At 68.5% G+C, this 18,131-nt stretch carries 18 protein-coding genes and 1 pseudogene; 11 read left to right on the top strand and 8 right to left on the bottom strand.

The window, feature by feature from the left end; all coding sequences use genetic code 11:
- Positions 1–154: 154 nt before the first annotated feature.
- A complete protein-coding gene (locus ACPPVW_RS02225) occupies positions 155–1,879 on the top strand; it encodes a SulP family inorganic anion transporter (RefSeq protein WP_426624927.1) in 1,725 nt (574 codons plus the stop codon).
- A gap of 150 nt (positions 1,880–2,029) precedes the next feature.
- On the opposite strand, the gene ACPPVW_RS02220 is transcribed toward ACPPVW_RS02225, so the two are convergent.
- The 3 genes from ACPPVW_RS02220 to ACPPVW_RS02210 all read right to left on the bottom strand — a co-directional run bounded on the left by ACPPVW_RS02220 (position 2,030) and on the right by ACPPVW_RS02210 (position 4,425).
- Positions 2,030–2,833, bottom strand: coding sequence for a glycosyltransferase (locus ACPPVW_RS02220; protein WP_426624926.1), 804 nt, complete (start codon positions 2,831–2,833; stop codon positions 2,030–2,032).
- A gap of 157 nt (positions 2,834–2,990) precedes the next feature.
- Positions 2,991–3,860: an alpha/beta fold hydrolase gene (locus ACPPVW_RS02215; RefSeq protein ID WP_426624925.1), complete on the bottom strand. Its 870-nt coding sequence runs from the start codon at positions 3,858–3,860 to the stop codon at positions 2,991–2,993.
- A gap of 211 nt (positions 3,861–4,071) precedes the next feature.
- Positions 4,072–4,425: an SPW repeat domain-containing protein gene (locus tag ACPPVW_RS02210; protein ID WP_426624924.1), complete on the bottom strand. Its 354-nt coding sequence runs from the start codon at positions 4,423–4,425 to the stop codon at positions 4,072–4,074.
- A 226-nt stretch (positions 4,426–4,651) separates the two neighbouring features.
- Here ACPPVW_RS02210 and ACPPVW_RS02205 point away from each other — a divergent pair.
- The 4 genes and pseudogenes from ACPPVW_RS02205 to ACPPVW_RS02190 form a co-directional block, all read left to right on the top strand.
- Positions 4,652–4,744, top strand: a pseudogene (locus ACPPVW_RS02205) (DUF2510 domain-containing protein); the annotation flags it as partial.
- A gap of 120 nt (positions 4,745–4,864) precedes the next feature.
- Positions 4,865–5,587, top strand: a complete 723-nt coding sequence (locus tag ACPPVW_RS02200; protein ID WP_426626357.1) for a PASTA domain-containing protein — start codon at positions 4,865–4,867, stop codon at positions 5,585–5,587.
- A 295-nt stretch (positions 5,588–5,882) separates the two neighbouring features.
- Entirely contained in the window at positions 5,883–6,068 is a 186-nt protein-coding gene (locus tag ACPPVW_RS02195) for a hypothetical protein (RefSeq protein ID WP_426624923.1), read from the top strand.
- 7 nt (positions 6,069–6,075) lie between these two features.
- Positions 6,076–6,492, top strand: coding sequence for a hypothetical protein (locus tag ACPPVW_RS02190; protein WP_426624922.1), 417 nt, complete (start codon positions 6,076–6,078; stop codon positions 6,490–6,492).
- 522 nt (positions 6,493–7,014) lie between these two features.
- Here the strand turns inward: ACPPVW_RS02190 and ACPPVW_RS02185 are convergent.
- Positions 7,015–8,952, bottom strand: coding sequence for a PKD domain-containing protein (locus tag ACPPVW_RS02185; protein WP_426624921.1), 1,938 nt, complete (start codon positions 8,950–8,952; stop codon positions 7,015–7,017).
- Positions 8,953–9,075: 123 nt separating this feature from the next.
- The gene (locus ACPPVW_RS02180; RefSeq protein WP_426624920.1) at positions 9,076–9,825 is read right to left on the bottom strand and encodes a DUF4352 domain-containing protein; all 750 of its coding nucleotides are present in this window, start codon (positions 9,823–9,825) and stop codon (positions 9,076–9,078) included.
- Between the two features lie 345 nt (positions 9,826–10,170).
- Between ACPPVW_RS02180 and ACPPVW_RS02175 the strand changes: the two genes are divergently transcribed.
- The 4 genes from ACPPVW_RS02175 (at position 10,171) to ACPPVW_RS02160 (ending at position 13,957) form a co-directional block, all read left to right on the top strand.
- A complete protein-coding gene (locus ACPPVW_RS02175; RefSeq protein ID WP_426624919.1) occupies positions 10,171–11,619 on the top strand; it encodes an FAD-dependent monooxygenase in 1,449 nt (482 codons plus the stop codon).
- Positions 11,620–11,733: 114 nt separating this feature from the next.
- A complete protein-coding gene (locus ACPPVW_RS02170) occupies positions 11,734–12,597 on the top strand; it encodes a tyrosinase family protein (RefSeq protein WP_426624918.1) in 864 nt (287 codons plus the stop codon).
- A 29-nt stretch (positions 12,598–12,626) separates the two neighbouring features.
- Positions 12,627–13,082 (top strand): hypothetical protein, encoded by a 456-nt coding sequence (locus ACPPVW_RS02165; protein ID WP_426624917.1) that lies wholly within the window; start codon positions 12,627–12,629, stop codon positions 13,080–13,082.
- Between the two features lie 101 nt (positions 13,083–13,183).
- On the top strand, positions 13,184–13,957 hold the full coding sequence (locus ACPPVW_RS02160) for an SDR family NAD(P)-dependent oxidoreductase (RefSeq protein WP_426624916.1): 774 nt from the start codon (positions 13,184–13,186) through the stop codon (positions 13,955–13,957).
- Between the two features lie 76 nt (positions 13,958–14,033).
- Here ACPPVW_RS02160 and ACPPVW_RS02155 read toward each other — a convergent pair whose 3' ends face one another.
- Positions 14,034–14,438, bottom strand: coding sequence for a hypothetical protein (locus tag ACPPVW_RS02155; protein ID WP_426624915.1), 405 nt, complete (start codon positions 14,436–14,438; stop codon positions 14,034–14,036).
- A gap of 1,705 nt (positions 14,439–16,143) precedes the next feature.
- On the bottom strand, positions 16,144–16,683 hold the full coding sequence (locus tag ACPPVW_RS02150; protein WP_426624914.1) for a hypothetical protein: 540 nt from the start codon (positions 16,681–16,683) through the stop codon (positions 16,144–16,146).
- A 177-nt stretch (positions 16,684–16,860) separates the two neighbouring features.
- Here ACPPVW_RS02150 and ACPPVW_RS02145 point away from each other — a divergent pair, with 177 nt between their 5' ends.
- A complete protein-coding gene (locus tag ACPPVW_RS02145; protein ID WP_426624913.1) occupies positions 16,861–17,202 on the top strand; it encodes a YciI family protein in 342 nt (113 codons plus the stop codon).
- Between the two features lie 52 nt (positions 17,203–17,254).
- Here ACPPVW_RS02145 and ACPPVW_RS02140 read toward each other — a convergent pair whose 3' ends face one another.
- The gene (locus ACPPVW_RS02140) at positions 17,255–17,647 is read right to left on the bottom strand and encodes a hypothetical protein (protein ID WP_426624912.1); all 393 of its coding nucleotides are present in this window, start codon (positions 17,645–17,647) and stop codon (positions 17,255–17,257) included.
- Positions 17,648–17,932: 285 nt separating this feature from the next.
- On the opposite strand from ACPPVW_RS02140, the gene ACPPVW_RS02135 reads away from it, so the two are divergent.
- Entirely contained in the window at positions 17,933–18,064 is a 132-nt protein-coding gene (locus ACPPVW_RS02135) for a hypothetical protein (protein WP_426624911.1), read from the top strand.
- Positions 18,065–18,131: the final 67 nt, after the last annotated feature.

Genomic DNA, 18,131 nt, shown 5'->3' with positions numbered 1-18,131 from the left:
GCATAGCCAGGAGGCCTGCGGCCAGAGCGATGGCCCCGGCGATCCAGCATAGCGAGGCGGCTCAGGCCTCCGATCCTACAATTGATTGACCGACCGGTCAAGGGCACCAGTCGCGCTCTGGCGTGCAGCGCCCCGACTCGGGTAAGACTGGCGCATGACCAAGGCGCAGGGACGAGGTCTCGTCGGGGTTCCGATCTTCGGCCAGCTCCGTTCATATAAACGTGCGTGGTTGCGCGGCGATGTGATCGCCGGCGTCACTGTCGCCGCCCTCATCGTGCCGAAGAACCTGGGGTACGCCGGTATCGCGGGTGTGCCGCTGCAGAACGGGCTCTACGCGGCTGCGGCCGGCGCCATCCTCTACGCGGTCTTCGGAACATCCCGGCAGATCTCGATGGGTCCCAGCTCAGGGCTCGCTGCGGTGGCCGCGAGCGCCGTGCTGGCGGCGAGCGTCACCGGCGAGCGGGACATCGCCTCGTTCGTCGCGGGGATCACGCTCGCTTCAGGCATCGTGTTCCTGCTTCTTGCCGTGTTCAGGATGGGCTGGATCGCGCAGTTCCTCTCCCGTGCCGTGGTCACCGGTTTCCTGTTCGGGGCGGCGATCGACGTCGTGATCGGCGAGCTTCCCAAGCTCACCGGAACCGACGTCACCGGCTCGAACCCCATTCAGGAACTGTGGTCGTGGCTGGGAACTCTGAACGAGGCGCACGGGACGACGGTGCTCGTCGGGGTCATTTCGCTTGTTGTCGTCTTCGGGCTCAGGGCGATCGCCCCCCGGGTGCCGGGCGCCCTGGTGCTGGTCGTGGGCGGACTGCTGGCGGCGGCCCTGTTCGACCTCGGAGCCAAGGGCGTCGCCCTGGTCGGCGACGTGCCACGGGGGCTGCCGTCGTTGCAGGTCCCGAACCTCCAACTGCTGTGGGAGCACGCGGGCACCGTCGCCCTCGCTGCGGTGGCGCTCGTGATGATCGGGTTTTCGCAGACTGCGGGGGATGCGCGCACGTTCGCTGCGAAGCACCGCTACCAGATCGACATCAACCAGGAGTCCGTTGCGCAGTCGCTGGCGAACATCGGCGCGGGACTGTTTCAGGGGATGCCCGTCTCGACCAGCCTGTCGGCGAGCTCGCTGAACGACCGCTCCGGTGCGAAGACCGGGCTGGCGTCCCTGACCTCGGGTGTCACGGTGCTGCTCACTCTGTTGTTTCTGGCGCCGCTCTTCTCGAACCTGCCCAAAGCTGTGCTCGGGGCACTGATCATCGAGGCCGTCGTCATGGGGATGATGGACTTTCCGGAGATGCGGCGGCTCTTCCGGGTGAAGAAGGTCGACTTCTGGATCGCGATCGTCGCGCTTCTCGGTACGCTCGTCTTCGGTGTGCTCGCGGGCGTGATCATCGGGATCGGGCTCTCACTGGCCTGGCTGGTCGCGGTGGCCACCCATCCCCAGATGCCGACGCTCGGTCGTGAGCGGGGAACCCAGGTCTTCCGCGAGGTCGACGCGTTCCCCGGCGACGAGATCGTGCCGGGAGTGGCTGTGGTCCGGTTCGATGGCGGCCTCTTCTTCGCCACCGCCGACGCCCTGGAGGACCACCTGCGGGAGGTCATCCAAGCCGACCGGGAACTGTCGGGGATCGTGATCGACTGCGGGGGGATCAACTTCATCGACTCACAGGGCGCGGCCAAGCTGGCGGATGTCGTGACCCTCGCCCGGGAGGCCGGCGTCAACCTCCGGCTCACCCGGCTGAAGCCGAGCCCGCGGGCCGTCCTCGAACGCGACGGCGTGATCGAACTTCTCGGGCCGGACAGGATCCACGGAAACGTCCACCGCGCAGTCGAGGCCGAACAGGCCGACGCCGAGCGCGGCCGCGAGGACCGCGGCAAGCTGTAGCTCTCGCTCAGAGCGTGAGCTCACGTCCTCGACGCCGGCCCTGCCGTCCACCGTGGTCGTCTTCGACCGCGGGCGGGCGTCGTCTTCGGTGCGCGGGGTGGTCGGTGCAGTCAGGGTGGAGCCTCGAGTCGTTGCGATCGGTCGGTTCTCTCACTCTGACGGGATCGTGTCGCTCGGCGCAGGGCCATCGGTCACTCGGCTCTGTCGGCGCCGGAGTCGTCGCAGGCGTCGCCGGGTTCGCTGAGGCAGCTGCTTCCTGTTGAGCGCGAACGTGTTGGCAGACCACACGACGTGCCGGCGGAGCGAGGACCACGAGCCGAGTTGTCGTCCAGAGACGCCGACGCGCAGGGCGCGATCATAGAGCACCGTCATGTCGGGCGCCAGCTGGATGCTGAAGTCGAGGTCGTCGTGGATGTCCATTCCGTTCCGGTGCACATGCGCACTCAGCCGGGACCACTCCTCGCGGAGTATGGCGAAATTCGAGCCGAACAGCGGCGGGTGTCCGAGAATCGGCCCGACGACGTGGAAGTAGCCGCCGAGATACAGGACACGGCCGGCCCAGGCCAGCAGCCGACCGGTGTCGTAGAACTCGCCGGTGCCGGTGACCGCGCTCCAGTGGGTGTCCGAGCTGAGGTCGTCGCTGACACGTTGCAGCCAGTCGGGGGAGGGCCGGGAGTCGGCGTCGAGACGGCCGATGACCTCGCCGCGGGCGGCATCCAGCCCGGCTGCGGACGCGGCGGGGATTCCGCCGGTGGCTGTGAGGACCCGGGCACCGGCCGCGACGGCGACACGGCGACTGTCGTCGGTGCTGCCGCCGTCGACAACGATCACCTCGAACGGGGGCGTGGTCTGAGCGGCGAGCGCCGCCAGGCACTGCGCGAGCATCGACGCGTCGTTCAGGCACGGGATGACGACAGAGATCGTCGGAACCGCGTCCGTGCTGCGTGTGGTCATCGGCTGCACCGTTCTCAGGATGCCGGGAGCGGTCCGAGGCGGTGCTCCCGTCGGAACATCGCCTCTGTCGCAGCAACCTCGGTCGTGATCCATGCGACGTGTCAATCACGACAAAGGTCCCGCCGTCCACGACCTCCGCGTTCGGGCGAAGCCGGCCTTACTCGCGCTCGTCGAGCACCTCGCGGAGACGGTGGGCGAACGCCTCGGGCTTGCCGGGATATCCGGAGTCTTCGGCGGCGAAGCCGCCATGGTGGCTCGGGAACACGACCGCCTCCGTGCCGAGCTGCTGGGCGATGGCAGCGGAGGTGCGGCCGGTGAAGATGCCTTCGGACTCTTCGCCGACTCCGATCACGATGCGCGTCGGCGTTGCCGCGAGGGCGTCGATGTCGGGTCGGTACGCCGTGATAGCGATCGAGCGTTGCGACAGGAGGGGATCGTCGCGTGAGCCGTCGTCGTCCGCGGGCAGCCCGAACATCGCGGGATCGGGTGCAGGCTGGGCGAAGTAGTCGTCGGTGAACTCGCCGCGCCACGAGGTCATCATGATGAAGGCGGCCATGCCCGCCCCGAAACCGCGGGAGTCATAGGCCTCGTGGACCGCGGCGAGCGCTCGCTCGGCGCGCTCCGCGTCGGGGAGGACGCCGACAAGCGGCGGCTCATGGGCGACGAGGGTTCGCACGTCGCCGGGATGAGCAGTCACCAATGCCAGTGCGGTCACTGCTCCGCCGCTGCTGGCGAACAGGTCGACCGGTCCGGCGTCGAGTGCAGTGATGACTGCATGCACGTCCTCGGCCTGCACTGTCGGAGTGTTGGTGACCTCGCCATCGCTGCGTGTGCTCCGCCCCAGGCCGCGCGGGTCATAGGTGACCACGACACGGTCGGGGAGGTACGACGCCAGCGCCCGAAAGCCGCTCGCATCCATCGGCTGGCCGATCATGACGAGCGGTGAATGCCCGTCGGCACCGTTCGTCGCGTCGGCGATGTCGTAGACGATGTCGGCGCCGCCCGTGTCGATGCTGTGCGTTTCCATGTCTGACCCGTCTCCCTCGGCGATCGATTCCCGGAATGGATGCTACGCGCTTCGTCGGTCGTCTGGCACGCGGCGGTCACGTCCCGTGTGGTGGTGGACCTCCCAGGTTGAGGGGTTCGTCGGGGTTGTCGGAGCAGAGCTGCTGCCGGAGGCCGGACGGGAACCGTGTGAAGGCGAGGGGCCGGTGGCCGGCCCCTCGCGATCGGTTGTTCTAGTGAGTTGCCTGCGGGTGATGCATCCTCATCGCCGGTTGCACGGCCAGGAGGCCTGCGGCCAGAGCGATGGCCCCGGCGATCCAGGAGGTCCAGGCGGCTCCGGCGCTCGTCGAGTAGTTGCCCACCCACGGGGAGATGATGAGCAGGGCGCCGAGAGCGACATGGATCCACTCCATCGAGACGAGACCCGGCATCGCCAGGCTCCACACTCCCGCTGCGACCAGCAGCACACCAAGGACGATCATGATCGGCATGGAGGCGCCCATCTGGGGCGTCCAGATCGTCGACAATGCCACATAGAGACCGACGGCCACAGCCACCCAGTCCTGCCAGCGAGTCCACTTGTTCATCGACACCAACATCCCTTCGTCAGTTGGCTCCCGATCTGGGGGTCAGCTTGATTGTAAGTCGGTTGACCGGCCGGTCAAATACCGATTGTTCGCCCTGAACGTTGCGTGTCCGTCGTAAACGGAGAACGGTAAAAGCCCCCCGTTCAGGTGATCCCCGCGACTGATCTTCCGGTGTAAGCCTGAGTCGTCCGAACATCCGGATCGGACAGCTTGCGAGGGCGCGAAAATGAGCGAGAAGCCGCCCGAAGGCTGGTATCCGAACCCCGATGACCGCACTCAGATGAGGTGGTGGGACGGTTCGGCGTGGACCGAGCACACGACGCCACTGACGCATAACGACTCCGAGTCCACGACCGTTGGCGCCCCGGCAGCGGATGGGAGACCTCCCGGTCGCCGTCGGTCCGGCATATCGACGTGGATCGTTGGGGCCGTCGCGATCGTGCTCGCAGTCTCGTACGGGATTGCCTACGGTTTCGGCGTCTTCCTCGTTCTCGCGGCCCTGTTCGTGCTCCCGACCGCCACTTTCGCGGTCGCCGCGCACCGTCGCACGTGGATGCGGTTCCCGCAGACAGGGTCTCTGGCAAAGATCGCCGTGGCCGTTTCCGCTTTCGCGCTCGTCCTGGGCGGTGTCGTTGCCGGAGTCTCGCATCCCGCGACCGGCCCTCGCGCGACCGACCACACCCCGCAATCGATCACCCTCGCGGACTACACCGGGGATATCGGGACCAGCGCTGGCGAGAACCTGACCCACGTGGGGCTGAAGGTTCGCATGGTCACCTCGGACGGAAGCCCCGAGCCGGCAAGCTGGGATGGCTGGGTCGTCGTGGGCGAGAGCCCCGTGGCCGGCGCCACTCTCGCGCCGCACTCGACCGTGACGATCACACTGGGTCGACCGGTGACTCCGACTCCGACTGCGACGATTGCACCCGCCCCTGCCCCTGCACCTGCACCTGCACCCGCTCCGGCTCCTGCACCGGCGCCCGCACCCGCTCCGGCGACTGCGCCCGCACCCGCTCCGGTCCCGGGCCCGCTCGTCACCCCCGGTGCGTTCTGCGCCGATGCTCAGATGGGTGTCGTCGGGCACTCCGCTGCTGGCAAGACGTATACCTGTGGCGGCCATGGGCCGGATGCGAACGGGCACCTGCACTGGAACACCGACTGAGATTCCGGTCGTCGACGAGAAGGCGGGCTCCGTCTTCGGCCGCTCAACTCCATGCCTCTCGCGGACGTTCCACGTGCATCAGCTGTGACCGGATGGGGGTCGATCGTGTGACAGCGGAGCAGCGGTCAGAGCGTGTAGTCGTGCGCCATCGACCCATTCCTGGTACCGCGGGCACCGTTACTGATTGAAAACAGACGCGTGCCGAGCGCTTTGCATTGTGGATCCGGTGGAATGTCACTGGGGTGTGGTTTACTGACGAAATCAGCGGAAAAGCATTGATCGAGAGGAGACACATATGGCACCGGTCATCGAAGTCACGCACGACGCACTTGTTCGACGTCGCGACGAGATTCTCTCTCGCCTGGATCTCACCGAGGGCGAATTCTGGGAGATGAAGGCTACTCGCACGCTGTCCAGCGAGGAGTGGGAAGCAAAGGAAGAACTCGAGGAGATCGACTTCCTTCTCGGCGAGCCGAGCTAGCTCAAAGGTGGGAGACGAGACGCTCGCCGAGAAGGCAGCGCAGTTTGCACAGGAGTTGCACGACACGATCAGTGGTGTGCTTCCGGGAGACTTCCAGATTGTCTCCGTTGCGTTCGACAAGCGATACGTGGTCAGACCGGACGGTGGATCTGTCCGAGAGCAACGCGTCCCGCTCTATGTCGGAGGTAAGCGTCTCGCCGACTTCGGCGTTCAGATATACCTTGGCCTTGATAGCTCGGGCACGTTCTTGAAAGCGTGGAAGTCGAAGCTGGCAGTCCATTCGGTTCTCGATAGGACGCCGCTTATTCGCCAGGAGTTCGACGCTCAGATGACGACGTCGCCGACGGCGCACTGGCATGTTCATGCGGATCGCGGCGCTCTTTCGCACCTCCTAGCGCGGGCGCACGAAGTGCGCCCGCGGTAGTTCGTAAGCCGCACGACCTTTCCTCGCTTCATCTTCCCGTTGGCGGCGAACGGTTTCGTCCCTGCGCCGAAGACTTCTTGGAGTTTCTGGTACGCGAGTGCGGCGTGGATCACAACGTCGGCTGGGAAGCTGCGCTGCTCGACGGAAGACAACAATGGAGGCGGCGGCAGTTTCGTTCGACCGTTCGCGATCTTCAGGATGAGGCCGCGGATGTTCTCGCGAGACACGGCTGGACCGTAACCCCGCCAAATACGGAGCGTGCCGAGGCCCAGGGAGTTTTGAACCGCTGGTGAGCCAGGCCGTCGATTCGGGGCGGGAGCACGGAGCGCTGTAAAGGGCCTGACCCAGCGACCGTGACGTTGGGGAACCGCCAACCTGATCCCTGCCTCCGAGTCCCACCGAGCCGTGACCCCTTCTCCGGGTCCCGGCTCGTGGCGGCCTCCGAGTCCCACCGAGCCGTGACCCCTTCTCCGGGTCACGGCTCGTCGCGGTCGGGCCGGCCGCGTGCGGCGTCGGGAGCGGTCAGGGCTTGACCGCGTTGAGGTCGTCGACCGACATCGTCACCGGGGTGTTGACCACGCCGCCGGAGAGGTATCCAGTGACGGCCAGTCCGCCGCCTGCCTGGAGCGCTGCCGTCGTGTCGGTCGCCGACCGCTGCCACGCCGCGGGCTCCGTCGTACCGTCGAGCCAGGCTTTGGTCTGCACGGTCGTCGGGCTGGTGCCGGTGACCAGCACACGGATGTCGAGCTTCTGCCCGGCGGTGTACGTGATCCCCGCGACGGCGACCGAGGGCTGCACGACGACCTCGTTGCCGCCGTTCTGGTCCACGCGGACGATCTGGATCGTGACCTTGCCCGCCGACGACACGATCACCTTCGACGCGTAGGCGCCCGCCGTCGCGATCCGCCGGCCCTGGATGGTCAGGTAGACGTTGCCGGAGGATGGCACCTTGTCGAGCGCGACCGAGAGCCGCAGGTCGGTGTCGGTGGAGGTGAAGCCGGGCAGGCGGGTCGTGCCACCCGAGGCCGAGGGCAACTGGATCAGGCCCGCGCTGCCGTCGACCGAGTAGAGGGACGACGATCCTGCGACGGTCCAGGCGCCTCCGGTCGTGGCCGTGCCCCAGCCTCCCGTGACGGAGCGGGAGAAGGTGTCGGCGGCCAGCACACTCGGCGGAGGTGGCGGCGCGGTCACCGTCGTCGATCGGTTGGTGCTGCCCGTGGCTCCGCCGTCGTCGGTCACCGTGAGTCGCACCGGGTAGGTGCCCGCGGCCGTGTAAGTGTGGCTGATCGTGCTCCCGGTTCCGGTGGTGCCGTCGCCGAAGTCCCATGCGAAGGAAGTCACGGTGCCGTCGGGGTCGTTCGAGCCGGTCCCGTCGAACGAGCAGGTGAGGTTGGTGTACGACGCGGCGATGACGGCGTTCGGAGGCTGGTTGCCGCCTCCGGCAGGCGGCCCGATCGTGAAGGAGTCGTTGAAGCTCGCCCCGGCGTCGCGCGCAAAAGAGGCGTTGAGCTGCGTCGCGGTCGCGGTGACGTCCATCAACCCGAAGACCGGGGCGGTGGAGTTCCCGTACGTCGCGGCGAAGTAGCCGGCCTCGGAGTCGGCCGGGTTGATGTCGTAGTTGCTGTTGCCTCCCGTGCCGACGGTCGCGAAGACCGTTCCGGCTCCCTTGACGAGCGTGTTGTCGGAGTCGGCGACGCACGCGGCCGTGTAGGTGCCCGGCGTGATCGAGGGGCAGGAGGCGCCTGTCGCGAGCTGCTTCGTGCGCTGGTAGAGGTGCTCGTGCCCTGTCAGCACCAGGTCGACCCGTTTCGACACCAGGAGGTTCATGATGTCCGGGCCGGCCTCGCAGGCGTACTGGCCCATCGAGAGGCAGGGCTTGTGCATGCCGACGACGACCCAGGGGATGTTCGCGGCGTGGGCACTGTCGATGGCTGCGGCCGTCCAGTTGTAGTGGTCGGTCCCGGCCGCGTACGTCCACACGCCGTCGGAGAACGGAAGGCCGGGCGAGATCATGATGAACCGGATCAACGGCGATCCCTGCGGAACGTCGACGTAGTACTGGCGTCCGTAGGTGCCGACCGCGCCGGGGAGCTGGTTCGGCAGGCAGGCGGAGAAGTCGTTGATGTTGCCGTTCTGCCCGTTGCTCTCGTGGTTGCCGGAGACGAGCTCGAACGGGAAGCCGGCGCCGACGGTCTGGGTGACCAGGTCGCACCAGGCCTGCTCCTGCCCGGTCGTCGAGTACGACAGGTCGCCGACCGCCAGATTCAGGTCGGGATTCAGCGTCTTGATGCCCGATAACACAGCCTGGGTGTTCGCGCCTGCGGCGTAGTCGCCTGCCGCCGTGAAGTGGATGCTGTCCTGCCCTGGCGTGATGCCCTGGACGCTCTGCGGCGCCCCGAAGGCGATGAAGACCGCGGCGGCGACGATCCCGGCCGTCGCGAGAATTCTGTGCTTGGCCATCGCAGGCGCTCCCCGGCCCGTACTGGTCCGGGCCTTCGCGCTCAGGGTAGACCTGTCGGTGCGGGGCGGGGGAGTAGAAGGTGAGGTCTTCTCAGGATTTTCGGGAAGGGGAGCAGCTGTTTCCTATTGCCCGATCACAAACGATTGACCGGCGTTGACAAGGACCGATGGCGTGCCTACAGGTAGCTGATAGGCGATCTGACCCGTCGCTGATGCGCCTGGTGCGAGATCGGGTGCACTTGTCAGCAGGTTGTCGAGCGAGGCGAACTTCTGGCCGAAAGTCTGTCCGTCCGGCGTGGCCAAGTTGATGCTATAAACGAGGTCGCCGGGCCGCACAGGCGAAGTCCCGGAATTGGTGACGGTCACGTCGAGAACGGCCCACTGCATGCCAGAGGACGGTACATCGTTGAACTGGTTCGAGCCCGCAACGAAGTCGTTCGCGCTCACGTTAACGTGTGGAAATGCGAGTTGGGCCGTGATGGTTCCAGAGACATCGAGGGTTGTCCCTGCGGGGTAGGGATTGCCGAGTGAGCCAACCCCAGCTTCGCGTGGCGATGGAGTTTCTGATGGCGAGGGTTCTGTGGAAGGTAAGGCTGACGGAGAGGCGCTGGATGCGGCTGTGGTGACGGGGGAAGTCGTCGCGTTGAGGAATGCTACCGAGTAAACGATTCCGAACAGGGTGGCGAGCAAGAATGCGACTCCGGAGACGATCGTCCCACTGAGTGCGAGCCCGTGGGGGTGATTGGCCCGGGTCAAGCCCACGATGCCGAGCACGATACCGGCGACCGCGAGGATCCAGCCGAAGTATCCAACGAGCGGAAATGCCGCCAATGCGAGTGCTGCGATCCCCAGCACCAAGGAGGCGACGCCCATCGCATTCGCTGGCTTCGGTTGCGGTGGCTCATAGGTCGGCGGTTCGGGGGGCGGGGCATAGAAGCCAGAGTATTGAGAATTACTCATAATTAATTATGGCAGAAGGCGTGGCCTACCGCGACTGGTCGCTTTCGCCGCGGCGACGTCAGACGTACCCGAATCGGCCTTGAGCAATCAGATGACGCCACAGAATGGTGTGGAGCATTCATATCCACGCATCACCGGCCGCATTTCCAGGATACCGGCCCCTCCGGGGCTTGCGGCAAGGCCCCCAGCGTCGGCGAGAATGGCCGGTCGCGACCGGAATCGCGAGATTCGCACCCCGGCCAAAAAGGAGCGTGTTGGATGGAGTCTCCCGAGTACGACGTGATCATCAGCGGAGGAGGGCCGACCGGCTCCATGCTGGCGGCCGAACTGCGACTGCACGATGTCGAGGTGCTCGTGCTGGAGCGGGCCGAGCAGCCGAGCCCGCTGGCCCGGTCGCTCGGCCTCCACCCGCGCAGCATCGAGATCCTCGACCAGCGCGGGCTGCTCGACCGGTTCCTGGCGCACGGGACGCGCTACCCGCAGGTCGGCACCTTCGCGGGGATCGCCGGGCCCCGCCCTGTCGAGCTGGATTCGTCCCACGCGTACATCCTCGGCATCCCGCAGACCATCACCGACCGGCTGCTGGAGGAGCACGCTGTCGAGCTCGGCGCACAGCTGCGCCGCGGCGCGGAGCTGGCGGGCTTCGAGCAGGACGACGACGGCGTGGACGTCGAACTCGTCGACGGCATGCAGCTGCGGTCGCGCTGGCTGGTCGGCTGCGACGGAGGCCGCAGTCTCGTGCGCCGGCTGCTGGGCATCGCGTTCGACGGCGAAGCGGCGACGATCGAGTGGCTCCTCGGCGAGGTGGAGGTGACCACCTCGGCCGACGACATCGCCGCGATCTCGGCGGAGGTCAGGAAGACGCATCGCGGATTCGGCATCGGCCCGGCCGCCGATGGTCTGTACCGCGCGGTCGTGCCCGCCGCGAGCGTCGCGGAGGACCGCAGCGTGCCGCCCACGCTGGAGGAGTTCCGCAGGCAGTTGCTGGCGTACGCCGGCACCGACTTCGGCGCACACTCGCCGCGCGCACTCTCTCGGTTCACCGACGCGACCCGGCTCGCCGATCGCTACCGCTCCGGCCGAGTCCTCCTCGCAGGCGACGCAGCGCACGTCCACCCACCGCTGGGCGAGCAGGGCATCAACCTCGGCATCCAGGATGCGTTCAACCTCGGCTGGAAGCTGGCCGCCGAACTACACGGCCGGGCGCCGGACGGGCTGCTCGACAGCTACGAGTCGGAGCGCCGCCCGGTCGCCGACGATGTGCTGACGCTCACCCGCGCGCAGAGCGTCCTGATCGCGCCCGAGCCCGGTCCGCAGGCCGTGCGGCGTTTGTTCACGGAGCTGATGGCGTTCGACGACGTGGCGCGGTATCTCGCCGAGCGGATCAGCGGGACCGGGATCCGCTACGAGCTCGGCGGCGAGCCCGCACCTTTGTCCGATCTCGTGGGAGGACGGCTGCGCGACCTCCCGTTGGCCCACCGCAGGCTCTACGAGTTCCTGCGCGACGGTCGTGGACTGCTTCTCGACCGCACCGGCCGTCTGAGCGTCACCGGCTGGGAGGGGCAGGTGGAGGCGGTCGTCGACCCCGACGCTGAACTTCCCGTGCCCGCGGTGCTGCTGCGGCCCGACGGCTACGTCGCCTGGGCCGGCGACGATCAGCGCGACCTTGAGAACCACCTGCAGCGCTGGTTCGCGCGGTGGAGCTAGGGTCAGCGCCTGCGACCGAGGTCAAGACGCAGTAGACGACCGGGTCTTGCCAAACGTCTCAGCAGGTGGCGACCCTGGAGGCGACGCGGACCTCCGCGGGATCGGACGTGCACCATGGCTGTCGGTTTCTCAGCTGCGACGCGTGCGGCGTCACCCGTGCGGTGGCGGCGCAACGCGCAGTTCCTCACCCCGGATCAGACCAGCCTTCTGCGGGAGGCGTTCACAAAGTCGTTAGCCGTGAACGACGACCGCGGCTACCAGTACTTCGCGGGCGTCCACGGCCTCCCGATGCCGATCGGCTGCTCGGTCGCGCACGGCACGCCGTACTTCCTGCCCTGGCATCGGGCCTACCTATACTCGTTCGAGCGGTCGTTGATGGACCTGGTGCCGACGGCCACGCTGCCGTGGTGGGACTGGACGGTCCACACCATCCCCGACATCTACACGGCGGAGAACGCGCCGGACAACCCGCTCGCCGGTGCACCGGTCGACCCGCGCGCGCTGCAACAGGCGAAGGCCGGTCACCCACCCGTCGACCTGCCGGCGCAGACGGTGCGGTTCCCCGGCCAGCCGGGGTCGCCGCCGCTGCCGACCGCTCAGGAGGTCGCCGACCTCCTCGAGATCACCGACTTCCTCGACTTCACGAGCCAGCTCGAGAACCTCCACAACAACGTGCACGTCTGGACCGGCGGTGCCGGCGGCGACATGTACTACATCCACCTCGCCGCCTTCGACCCGATCTTCTGGGCGCACCACGCCATGGTGGACCGGATCTGGCGGATCTGGCAGCAGCAGCACTCCGGGGCCAACCCGCCGGCCGACATCCTCGACGACGCGCTGCCTCCTTTCGGCCTGACGGTGCGGCAGACGCTCAACGTGACCACGCTGGGCTACGACTACGCCGTCACGACAGCCTCCCTCGAGGTCGACTCCGCAGCGGCGGACCCGGCGGCCGCGCACGCGACGCACTCGCACTGAGGACCCGCACACTGAGAAAGGGCTGGATCATGGAACGCTACACCTCACCCCCTTTGACCGTCCCGACCGCGGTGCGGAGCTCGCTCTACCGGGCCGACCTGATCTTCTCGGGCATCGACCATTCCGGCGTCTCATACGAAGCGCGGGTGTTCTTCGACAACGCCGACGCCGACCTCGACACCCCTCGCGACGCCGCCTCCGGTTACGCGGGCTCGTTCACGGTCTTCGGGCACTCCAACTGCGTCGGTGACGACGGCCACTGCGACCCGCGGTGGAGAAACACGGACCCGTTCGACATCCGAGGCCGGCATCCGCTGGAGCCCGTCACCAAGGTCGTGATCGTGACCGACGCCGTCCGCCGACTGACGACACCGGAGGTCTCGGTGACCGTGGTCGTCGCGGTCCCCGGTCCCGACCGCGCGCAGACGGCCGACGCGCTCTTCTTCGACCGCCTGCGGATCACGACCTACGACGCGCTCGGCTGAGCGGGGGCCGCTGTGCCAGGATGTCCACCGCGCCGTCCGGTGACCGCGGCGCTGCCGCGTAGGCTCTAGCCGAATCCTCCGCAAGCCGCTACTGTCGCGCCGTGGATCTTCGACTGAGCGGCGCCCGCGCCGTCGTGACCGGTGCCAGCCGCGGGATCGGCCTGGCCGCTGTCCGAGCCCTGCTCGCCGAGGAGGCGACCGTGATCGGCATCGCCCGTGCAGCGACGGACGAGTCGCGCGAGCTGGAGGCCGCTGCGGGCTTCCGGTTCGTCGCGGCCGATCTCTCCGACCCGGCGGCGATCGCCGGGCTGCGCGACGCGGTCGGGGGAACGGTGGACGTCCTGGTGAACAATGTCGGCTCCGCCCCGCCTCGGCCGGGCGGCTTCGCCTCCATCACCGACGATGACTGGCTTCGGACGTATGAACTCAACGCGCTCGCGGCGGTGCGGGTCACCCGGGCGCTCGTGGATGCGATCCCCGACGGCGGCGCGATCGTCAACGTGGTCAGCGAGAATGCGATCCTGGCCGACCCGTTGGTGATGGACTACAGCGCGGCGAAGGCAGCGCTGCTGAGCTTCACCAAGTCCCTCTCGAAGGAGCTCGGGCCGCGCGGCATCCGTGCAAACTCCGTCAGCCCCGGACCGGTGGCGACAGCGCTCTGGCTGGGCGCGGGCGGGGTGGCCGAAACCGTCTCCGCGGCCGACGGACGCAGTCCGGAGGAGGTGCGACGCGCCGCCGAACAGGCGATGATCACGGGTCGGTTCACCACACCGGAGGAGGTCGGTTCGCTGGTCGCCATGCTCGCCAGCCCGGTGCTCGGCAACCTGACGGGCTCCGATGTCGTGATCGATGGGGGCATGCGGCCGACGATGTGACACGCTTTCCGTGTACCACCCCGCGCTGATGTCCGGGCGCTCCGGTGCGGGAGCGCTGATGCAGCCGCACCGGAGGTCACGGCGCGCAGATGGCGAACACCGTTATCGTGTACGGGTTGCCTCCTGTCCCGACCTCCAGGGCCCTCCCCAGCCAGCCCGCCGGGGTCGAGCCCGAGGACGGCACTGTTCCGTCGGCCAGCACGGGCTGGGACTGAAAGATCACCACGTTCTGACCGGCACCCCACCCACTCGTCGACGCGCCTCCTCCAAGCGCCCGCTGGCCGGCCGGGCAGAACGCAGTCGCCGCGAGCTGTAGGCCGTTGGACGGGGCACCGCTGGTGTTCGACGCTGTGGCGACGGTGGGAGTGACCGGCCCCGGGATGCCCTGGGCCCCCTGAGGTCCGGTGGCGCCTGTCGCGCCCGTCGCGCCGGTTGCGCCGGCCGGCCCCTGCGGACCGGCAGGGCCGGTTGCTCCGGTCAAGCCGATGGGACCCTGGGCGCCGATCGCGCCTGTGTCTCCGGTGGGCCCGATGGGTCCGGCGGGCCCGATGGGTCCGGCGGGGCCGGTGTCCCCGGTAGGTCCGGCCGGGCCTTGCGGGCCGGCAGGTCCCTGTGCGCCTGTTGCTCCGGCGGGGCCGGTGGCGCCAGTCGGGCCGGTGGCGCCGACGTCTCCGGCGGGACCTTGTGCGCCTGTTGCTCCGGTGGAGCCGGTGTCTCCGGTCAAGCCGATGGGTCCGGCTGGGCCTTGGGGTCCGGTTGGGCCGGTTGCGCCGGCGTCTCCGGCGGGGCCCTGTGCGCCTGTTGCTCCGGTGGGGCCGGTGGCGCCAGTCGCGCCGGTGTCTCCAGTCAAGCCGATGGGTCCGGCTGGGCCTTGGGGTCCGGCAGGACCGGTGTCTCCGGTCAAGCCGATGGGTCCGGCTGGGCCTTGGGGTCCGGTTGGGCCGGTTGCGCCGACGTCTCCGGCGGGGCCCTGTGCGCCTGTTGCTCCGGTGGGGCCGGTGGCGCCAGTCGCGCCGGTGTCTCCGGTCAAGCCGATGGGTCCGGCTGGGCCTTGGGGTCCGGTTGGGCCGGTTGCGCCGACGTCTCCGGTGGGGCCTTGTGCGCCTGTTGCTCCGGCAGGACCGGTGTCTCCGGTCAAGCCGATCGGTCCGGCTGGGCCTTGGGGGCCGGTGGGGCCGGTGGGGCCGGTGGCGCCAGTCGCGCCAGTATCTCCGGTCAAGCCGATGGGTCCAGTTGGGCCCTGGGGTCCAGTGGCGCCCGTTGCGCCGGTTGCGCCGGTTGCGCCGACGTCTCCGGCGGGGCCCTGTGCGCCTGTTGCTCCGGCGGGGCCCTGTGCGCCCGTCGCTCCGGCAGGACCGGTTGCTCCGGTCAAGCCGATGGGTCCGGCTGGGCCTTGAGGTCCGGCGGGACCTGTGGCGCCAGAATCTCCGGTCAAGCCGATCGGTCCAGCTGGGCCTTGGGGTCCGGTGGCGCCCGTTGCGCCGGTTGCGCCGACGTCTCCGGCGGGGCCCTGTGCGCCCGTCGCTCCGGTGGGGCCCTGTGCGCCTGTTGCTCCGACGGGGCCTTGTGCGCCCGTCGCTCCGGCGGGACCGGTTGCTCCGGTCAAGCCGATGGGTCCGGCTGGGCCCTGAGGGCCGACCGAGCCGGTGTCGCCCATAGGGCCAATCGGCCCGGCCGGTCCTGCAGGGCCGATGGCGCCTGTGGCTCCGGTCGCTCCGGTGGCGCCGACGGCTCCGGTTGCGCCGACGTCTCCTGCGGGGCCTTGTGCGCCCGGCGCCCCGACGGGTCCCTGTGCTCCGGTCGCGCCGGTCGCGCCGGTGGCGCCGGTGGCGCCGGTGGCGCCTGTTGCGCCGGTCTCGCCTGCCGGACCCGCAGGTCCGATGGCTCCGACAGGTCCCGTGGCTCCCGTCGCCCCGATCGGTCCGGCGGGTCCCACCGGCCCTTGTGCTCCGGTCGCCCCGTCTGCCCCGTCGGCCCCGTTAACCCCGTCTGCGCCAGCGGCACCGGTCTGCCCGGCGGGCCCCTGGCCTCCTGTGTTCACGATCGAGGTGCGAGCCCATTGTGGCCCCGCGAGGCCGGGGGCGAGGGAGTGGAGGTTTGGGTCCCACGGCAGCGCCGGGCCGCCGGCCGCAGCGATAGAGAGGAGGCCGCAGACGACGATCGCGAGCGGACCGGCCCCCGCGCGCCTACCGCGCGGTGATGGGTGTGACCGAGCCATTGTTCACCAGCTTCGTGGACTCTCCGGACATGGGTGAGTAGACCTCCACCTCGAAGGTCGAGCTCGGGAATGCGAAGTACGTGCTGAGCGGGTCGGTCGCCTTGACGGCGATGACCGCGCCCGACTGCGCGTGCGAAGCCGTGGACTGCGCGGTGAGCGACCCGAAGCCGTCGATGTTGCGGTAGGTCGCCACGGTCAGCGTGGGCTTGGCCGAGTCGGCGGCAGCCGTCGGGCGCAGGTAGCGCACGTAGATCGTCGACTCCGTCACCGTGAGGGCGATCTTGCTGTCGGGTCGCTCGCCCGCCCAGTAGGCGATGCCGATGATCGGGGCCAGGTGCGTGAGCGTCGAGGCGCTGACGATGTGCGGCTTTCCGTCGCTCAGCTGGGTGACCTGCGCGGTGGTCGACTGGTTCGTGGTGGACTGGGCCGCCAGGTATCCGCCGAGAGCGCCGAGGGCGAGCGCCAGAATGACCACGATGGCGACGCCGAATGCAGTGCGCTTCTTCACGGGAGTCCTCCTCATCGAAACGGGGGCAACCTACCGTGCCGCGCGGGTCCGACTGCCGGTTTTGGAGACATCGCGAGCGGAATTCCGGATATCAATGCTCTTCGATTTCACCTACACGCTCGCGTTCATCGGTAGGGTCTTCGACGTAACCGTCGTCAACAACGAGGGAGTCACGCGATGACGAAGTACATGATTTCGTTCCCCGGAGCGGCGATGCACGTATCGGAGGAGGACCTCCCCGCCGTATCGAAAGCAGCGCACTCCGTGATCCGGGAGGCCCAGGAGGCCGGCGTCTACGTCTTCGGTGGCGGAGTGAACGAGAGCGTCGGAACGGTGCTGGTGTCCGGGGACGGCATTGTCACGCCCGGCACGTACCCGGAGACCCGTCTGATGGACGGCGGCTTCACGGTCCTCGACCTGCCGACGCGCAACGCGGCGCTGGAGTGGGCGGCAAAGATCGCCACGGCGTGTCGGTGCGCCCAGGAGGTTCGCGAGTTCCAATACGACCCGAAGGCCTGACAGCCTGACGTCGAGCCCTCGGCAGACGAGTGCGCTCGGCCGGAGAGCAGCTTCAGCCGGCGAGCGCCGGCGAGTCGAAGTAGATCTCGTCGAAGCAGGCGAGCGCTTCGCCCCAGGTTCCCCCTGCGTCCTCGATGGCGCGCGCCTCGTCGAGCGCAGCCATGGTGGCGAACGGAACGGACAACCCGTGCGCGGCGAGATCGAGGACCGACTCCACCGGCTGTCCGGAGTCCGCGTTCTCGACGGTGACCAGGTGCGAGTAGACATGCGGCGCGAGCATCCGGATCGCCTCGCCGATCAGGTCGCCGTGCCCCGGGCCGTCGGCGTCCCAGGTGAACCGCACCAGACCGTCGTCGGGGAAGGCGTAGCGATGGCGTTCCCCCACGGCGGTCACGACCTGCTGGAGGGCGGCGCGAACGGCGGCGGGGGCGAAGATCTCAGTCATGGGGCTCTCCTTCGTTGCGTCGTCGTCAGCGCGGTCCGGGCCTCAGCTGCCCGCCGTCGTGCGGTGGGTTCCGTGATTCTGGCACGACACGGCCACCCCCAGGAAGGGGTCGCTCGTGAAATGTCAGCAAACTCTGACAGAGCGGCATCGGCGCCCGCTGTCGGTTCTCCCAGAGTGGGATGTGAACCGAGGATGCGAGCTGGACGCCGTGTCGATCGATCGCCGCTGATTGGACGCGGTGTCGATCCGCGTGAATGGTCGGCCGGGTACACCTAGCATCCTGACATGGCCGCCATCGTCGTCGAGGAAGACCGGACTCCCAGCGCTCCCGCGGAGGGAGCGAAGATCGGTGTGCTCGGCCGGCTTCCCGGCGGATTCTGGAGCGATGCGGACGTCGTGATCCTCGGCTACGACTGAACCGCGCCCTCCGCGAAAGCGTTCTGCGTCGGAGGTGTTCGGCGATGGCATTGCTCAGGTTCTGTGT

Source organism: Leifsonia sp. McL0607 (genome assembly GCF_049993355.1).
GTDB lineage: Bacteria > Actinomycetota > Actinomycetes > Actinomycetales > Microbacteriaceae > Leifsonia.
Note: the sequence above shows the minus strand (reverse complement) of the source record. Positions and strands in the feature narration are given on the sequence as shown.

Excerpts from the sequence above, each read along its gene's own strand:
- ACPPVW_RS02225 (WP_426624927.1), top strand. The coding sequence starts at position 155 with ATGACCAAGGCGCAGGGACGAGGTCTCGTCGGGGTTCCGATCTTCGGC.
- ACPPVW_RS02220 (WP_426624926.1), bottom strand. The coding sequence starts at position 2,833 with ATGACCACACGCAGCACGGACGCGGTTCCGACGATCTCTGTCGTCATC.
- ACPPVW_RS02215 (WP_426624925.1), bottom strand. The coding sequence starts at position 3,860 with ATGGAAACGCACAGCATCGACACGGGCGGCGCCGACATCGTCTACGAC.
- ACPPVW_RS02210 (WP_426624924.1), bottom strand. The coding sequence starts at position 4,425 with ATGAACAAGTGGACTCGCTGGCAGGACTGGGTGGCTGTGGCCGTCGGT.
- ACPPVW_RS02195 (WP_426624923.1), top strand. The coding sequence starts at position 5,883 with ATGGCACCGGTCATCGAAGTCACGCACGACGCACTTGTTCGACGTCGC.
- ACPPVW_RS02185 (WP_426624921.1), bottom strand. The coding sequence starts at position 8,952 with ATGGCCAAGCACAGAATTCTCGCGACGGCCGGGATCGTCGCCGCCGCG.
- ACPPVW_RS02180 (WP_426624920.1), bottom strand. The coding sequence starts at position 9,825 with ATGGGCGTCGCCTCCTTGGTGCTGGGGATCGCAGCACTCGCATTGGCG.
- ACPPVW_RS02175 (WP_426624919.1), top strand. The coding sequence starts at position 10,171 with ATGGAGTCTCCCGAGTACGACGTGATCATCAGCGGAGGAGGGCCGACC.
- ACPPVW_RS02170 (WP_426624918.1), top strand. The coding sequence starts at position 11,734 with ATGGCTGTCGGTTTCTCAGCTGCGACGCGTGCGGCGTCACCCGTGCGG.
- ACPPVW_RS02165 (WP_426624917.1), top strand. The coding sequence starts at position 12,627 with ATGGAACGCTACACCTCACCCCCTTTGACCGTCCCGACCGCGGTGCGG.
- ACPPVW_RS02145 (WP_426624913.1), top strand. The coding sequence starts at position 16,861 with ATGACGAAGTACATGATTTCGTTCCCCGGAGCGGCGATGCACGTATCG.
- ACPPVW_RS02140 (WP_426624912.1), bottom strand. The coding sequence starts at position 17,647 with ATGACTGAGATCTTCGCCCCCGCCGCCGTTCGCGCCGCCCTCCAGCAG.
- ACPPVW_RS02135 (WP_426624911.1), top strand. The coding sequence starts at position 17,933 with ATGGCCGCCATCGTCGTCGAGGAAGACCGGACTCCCAGCGCTCCCGCG.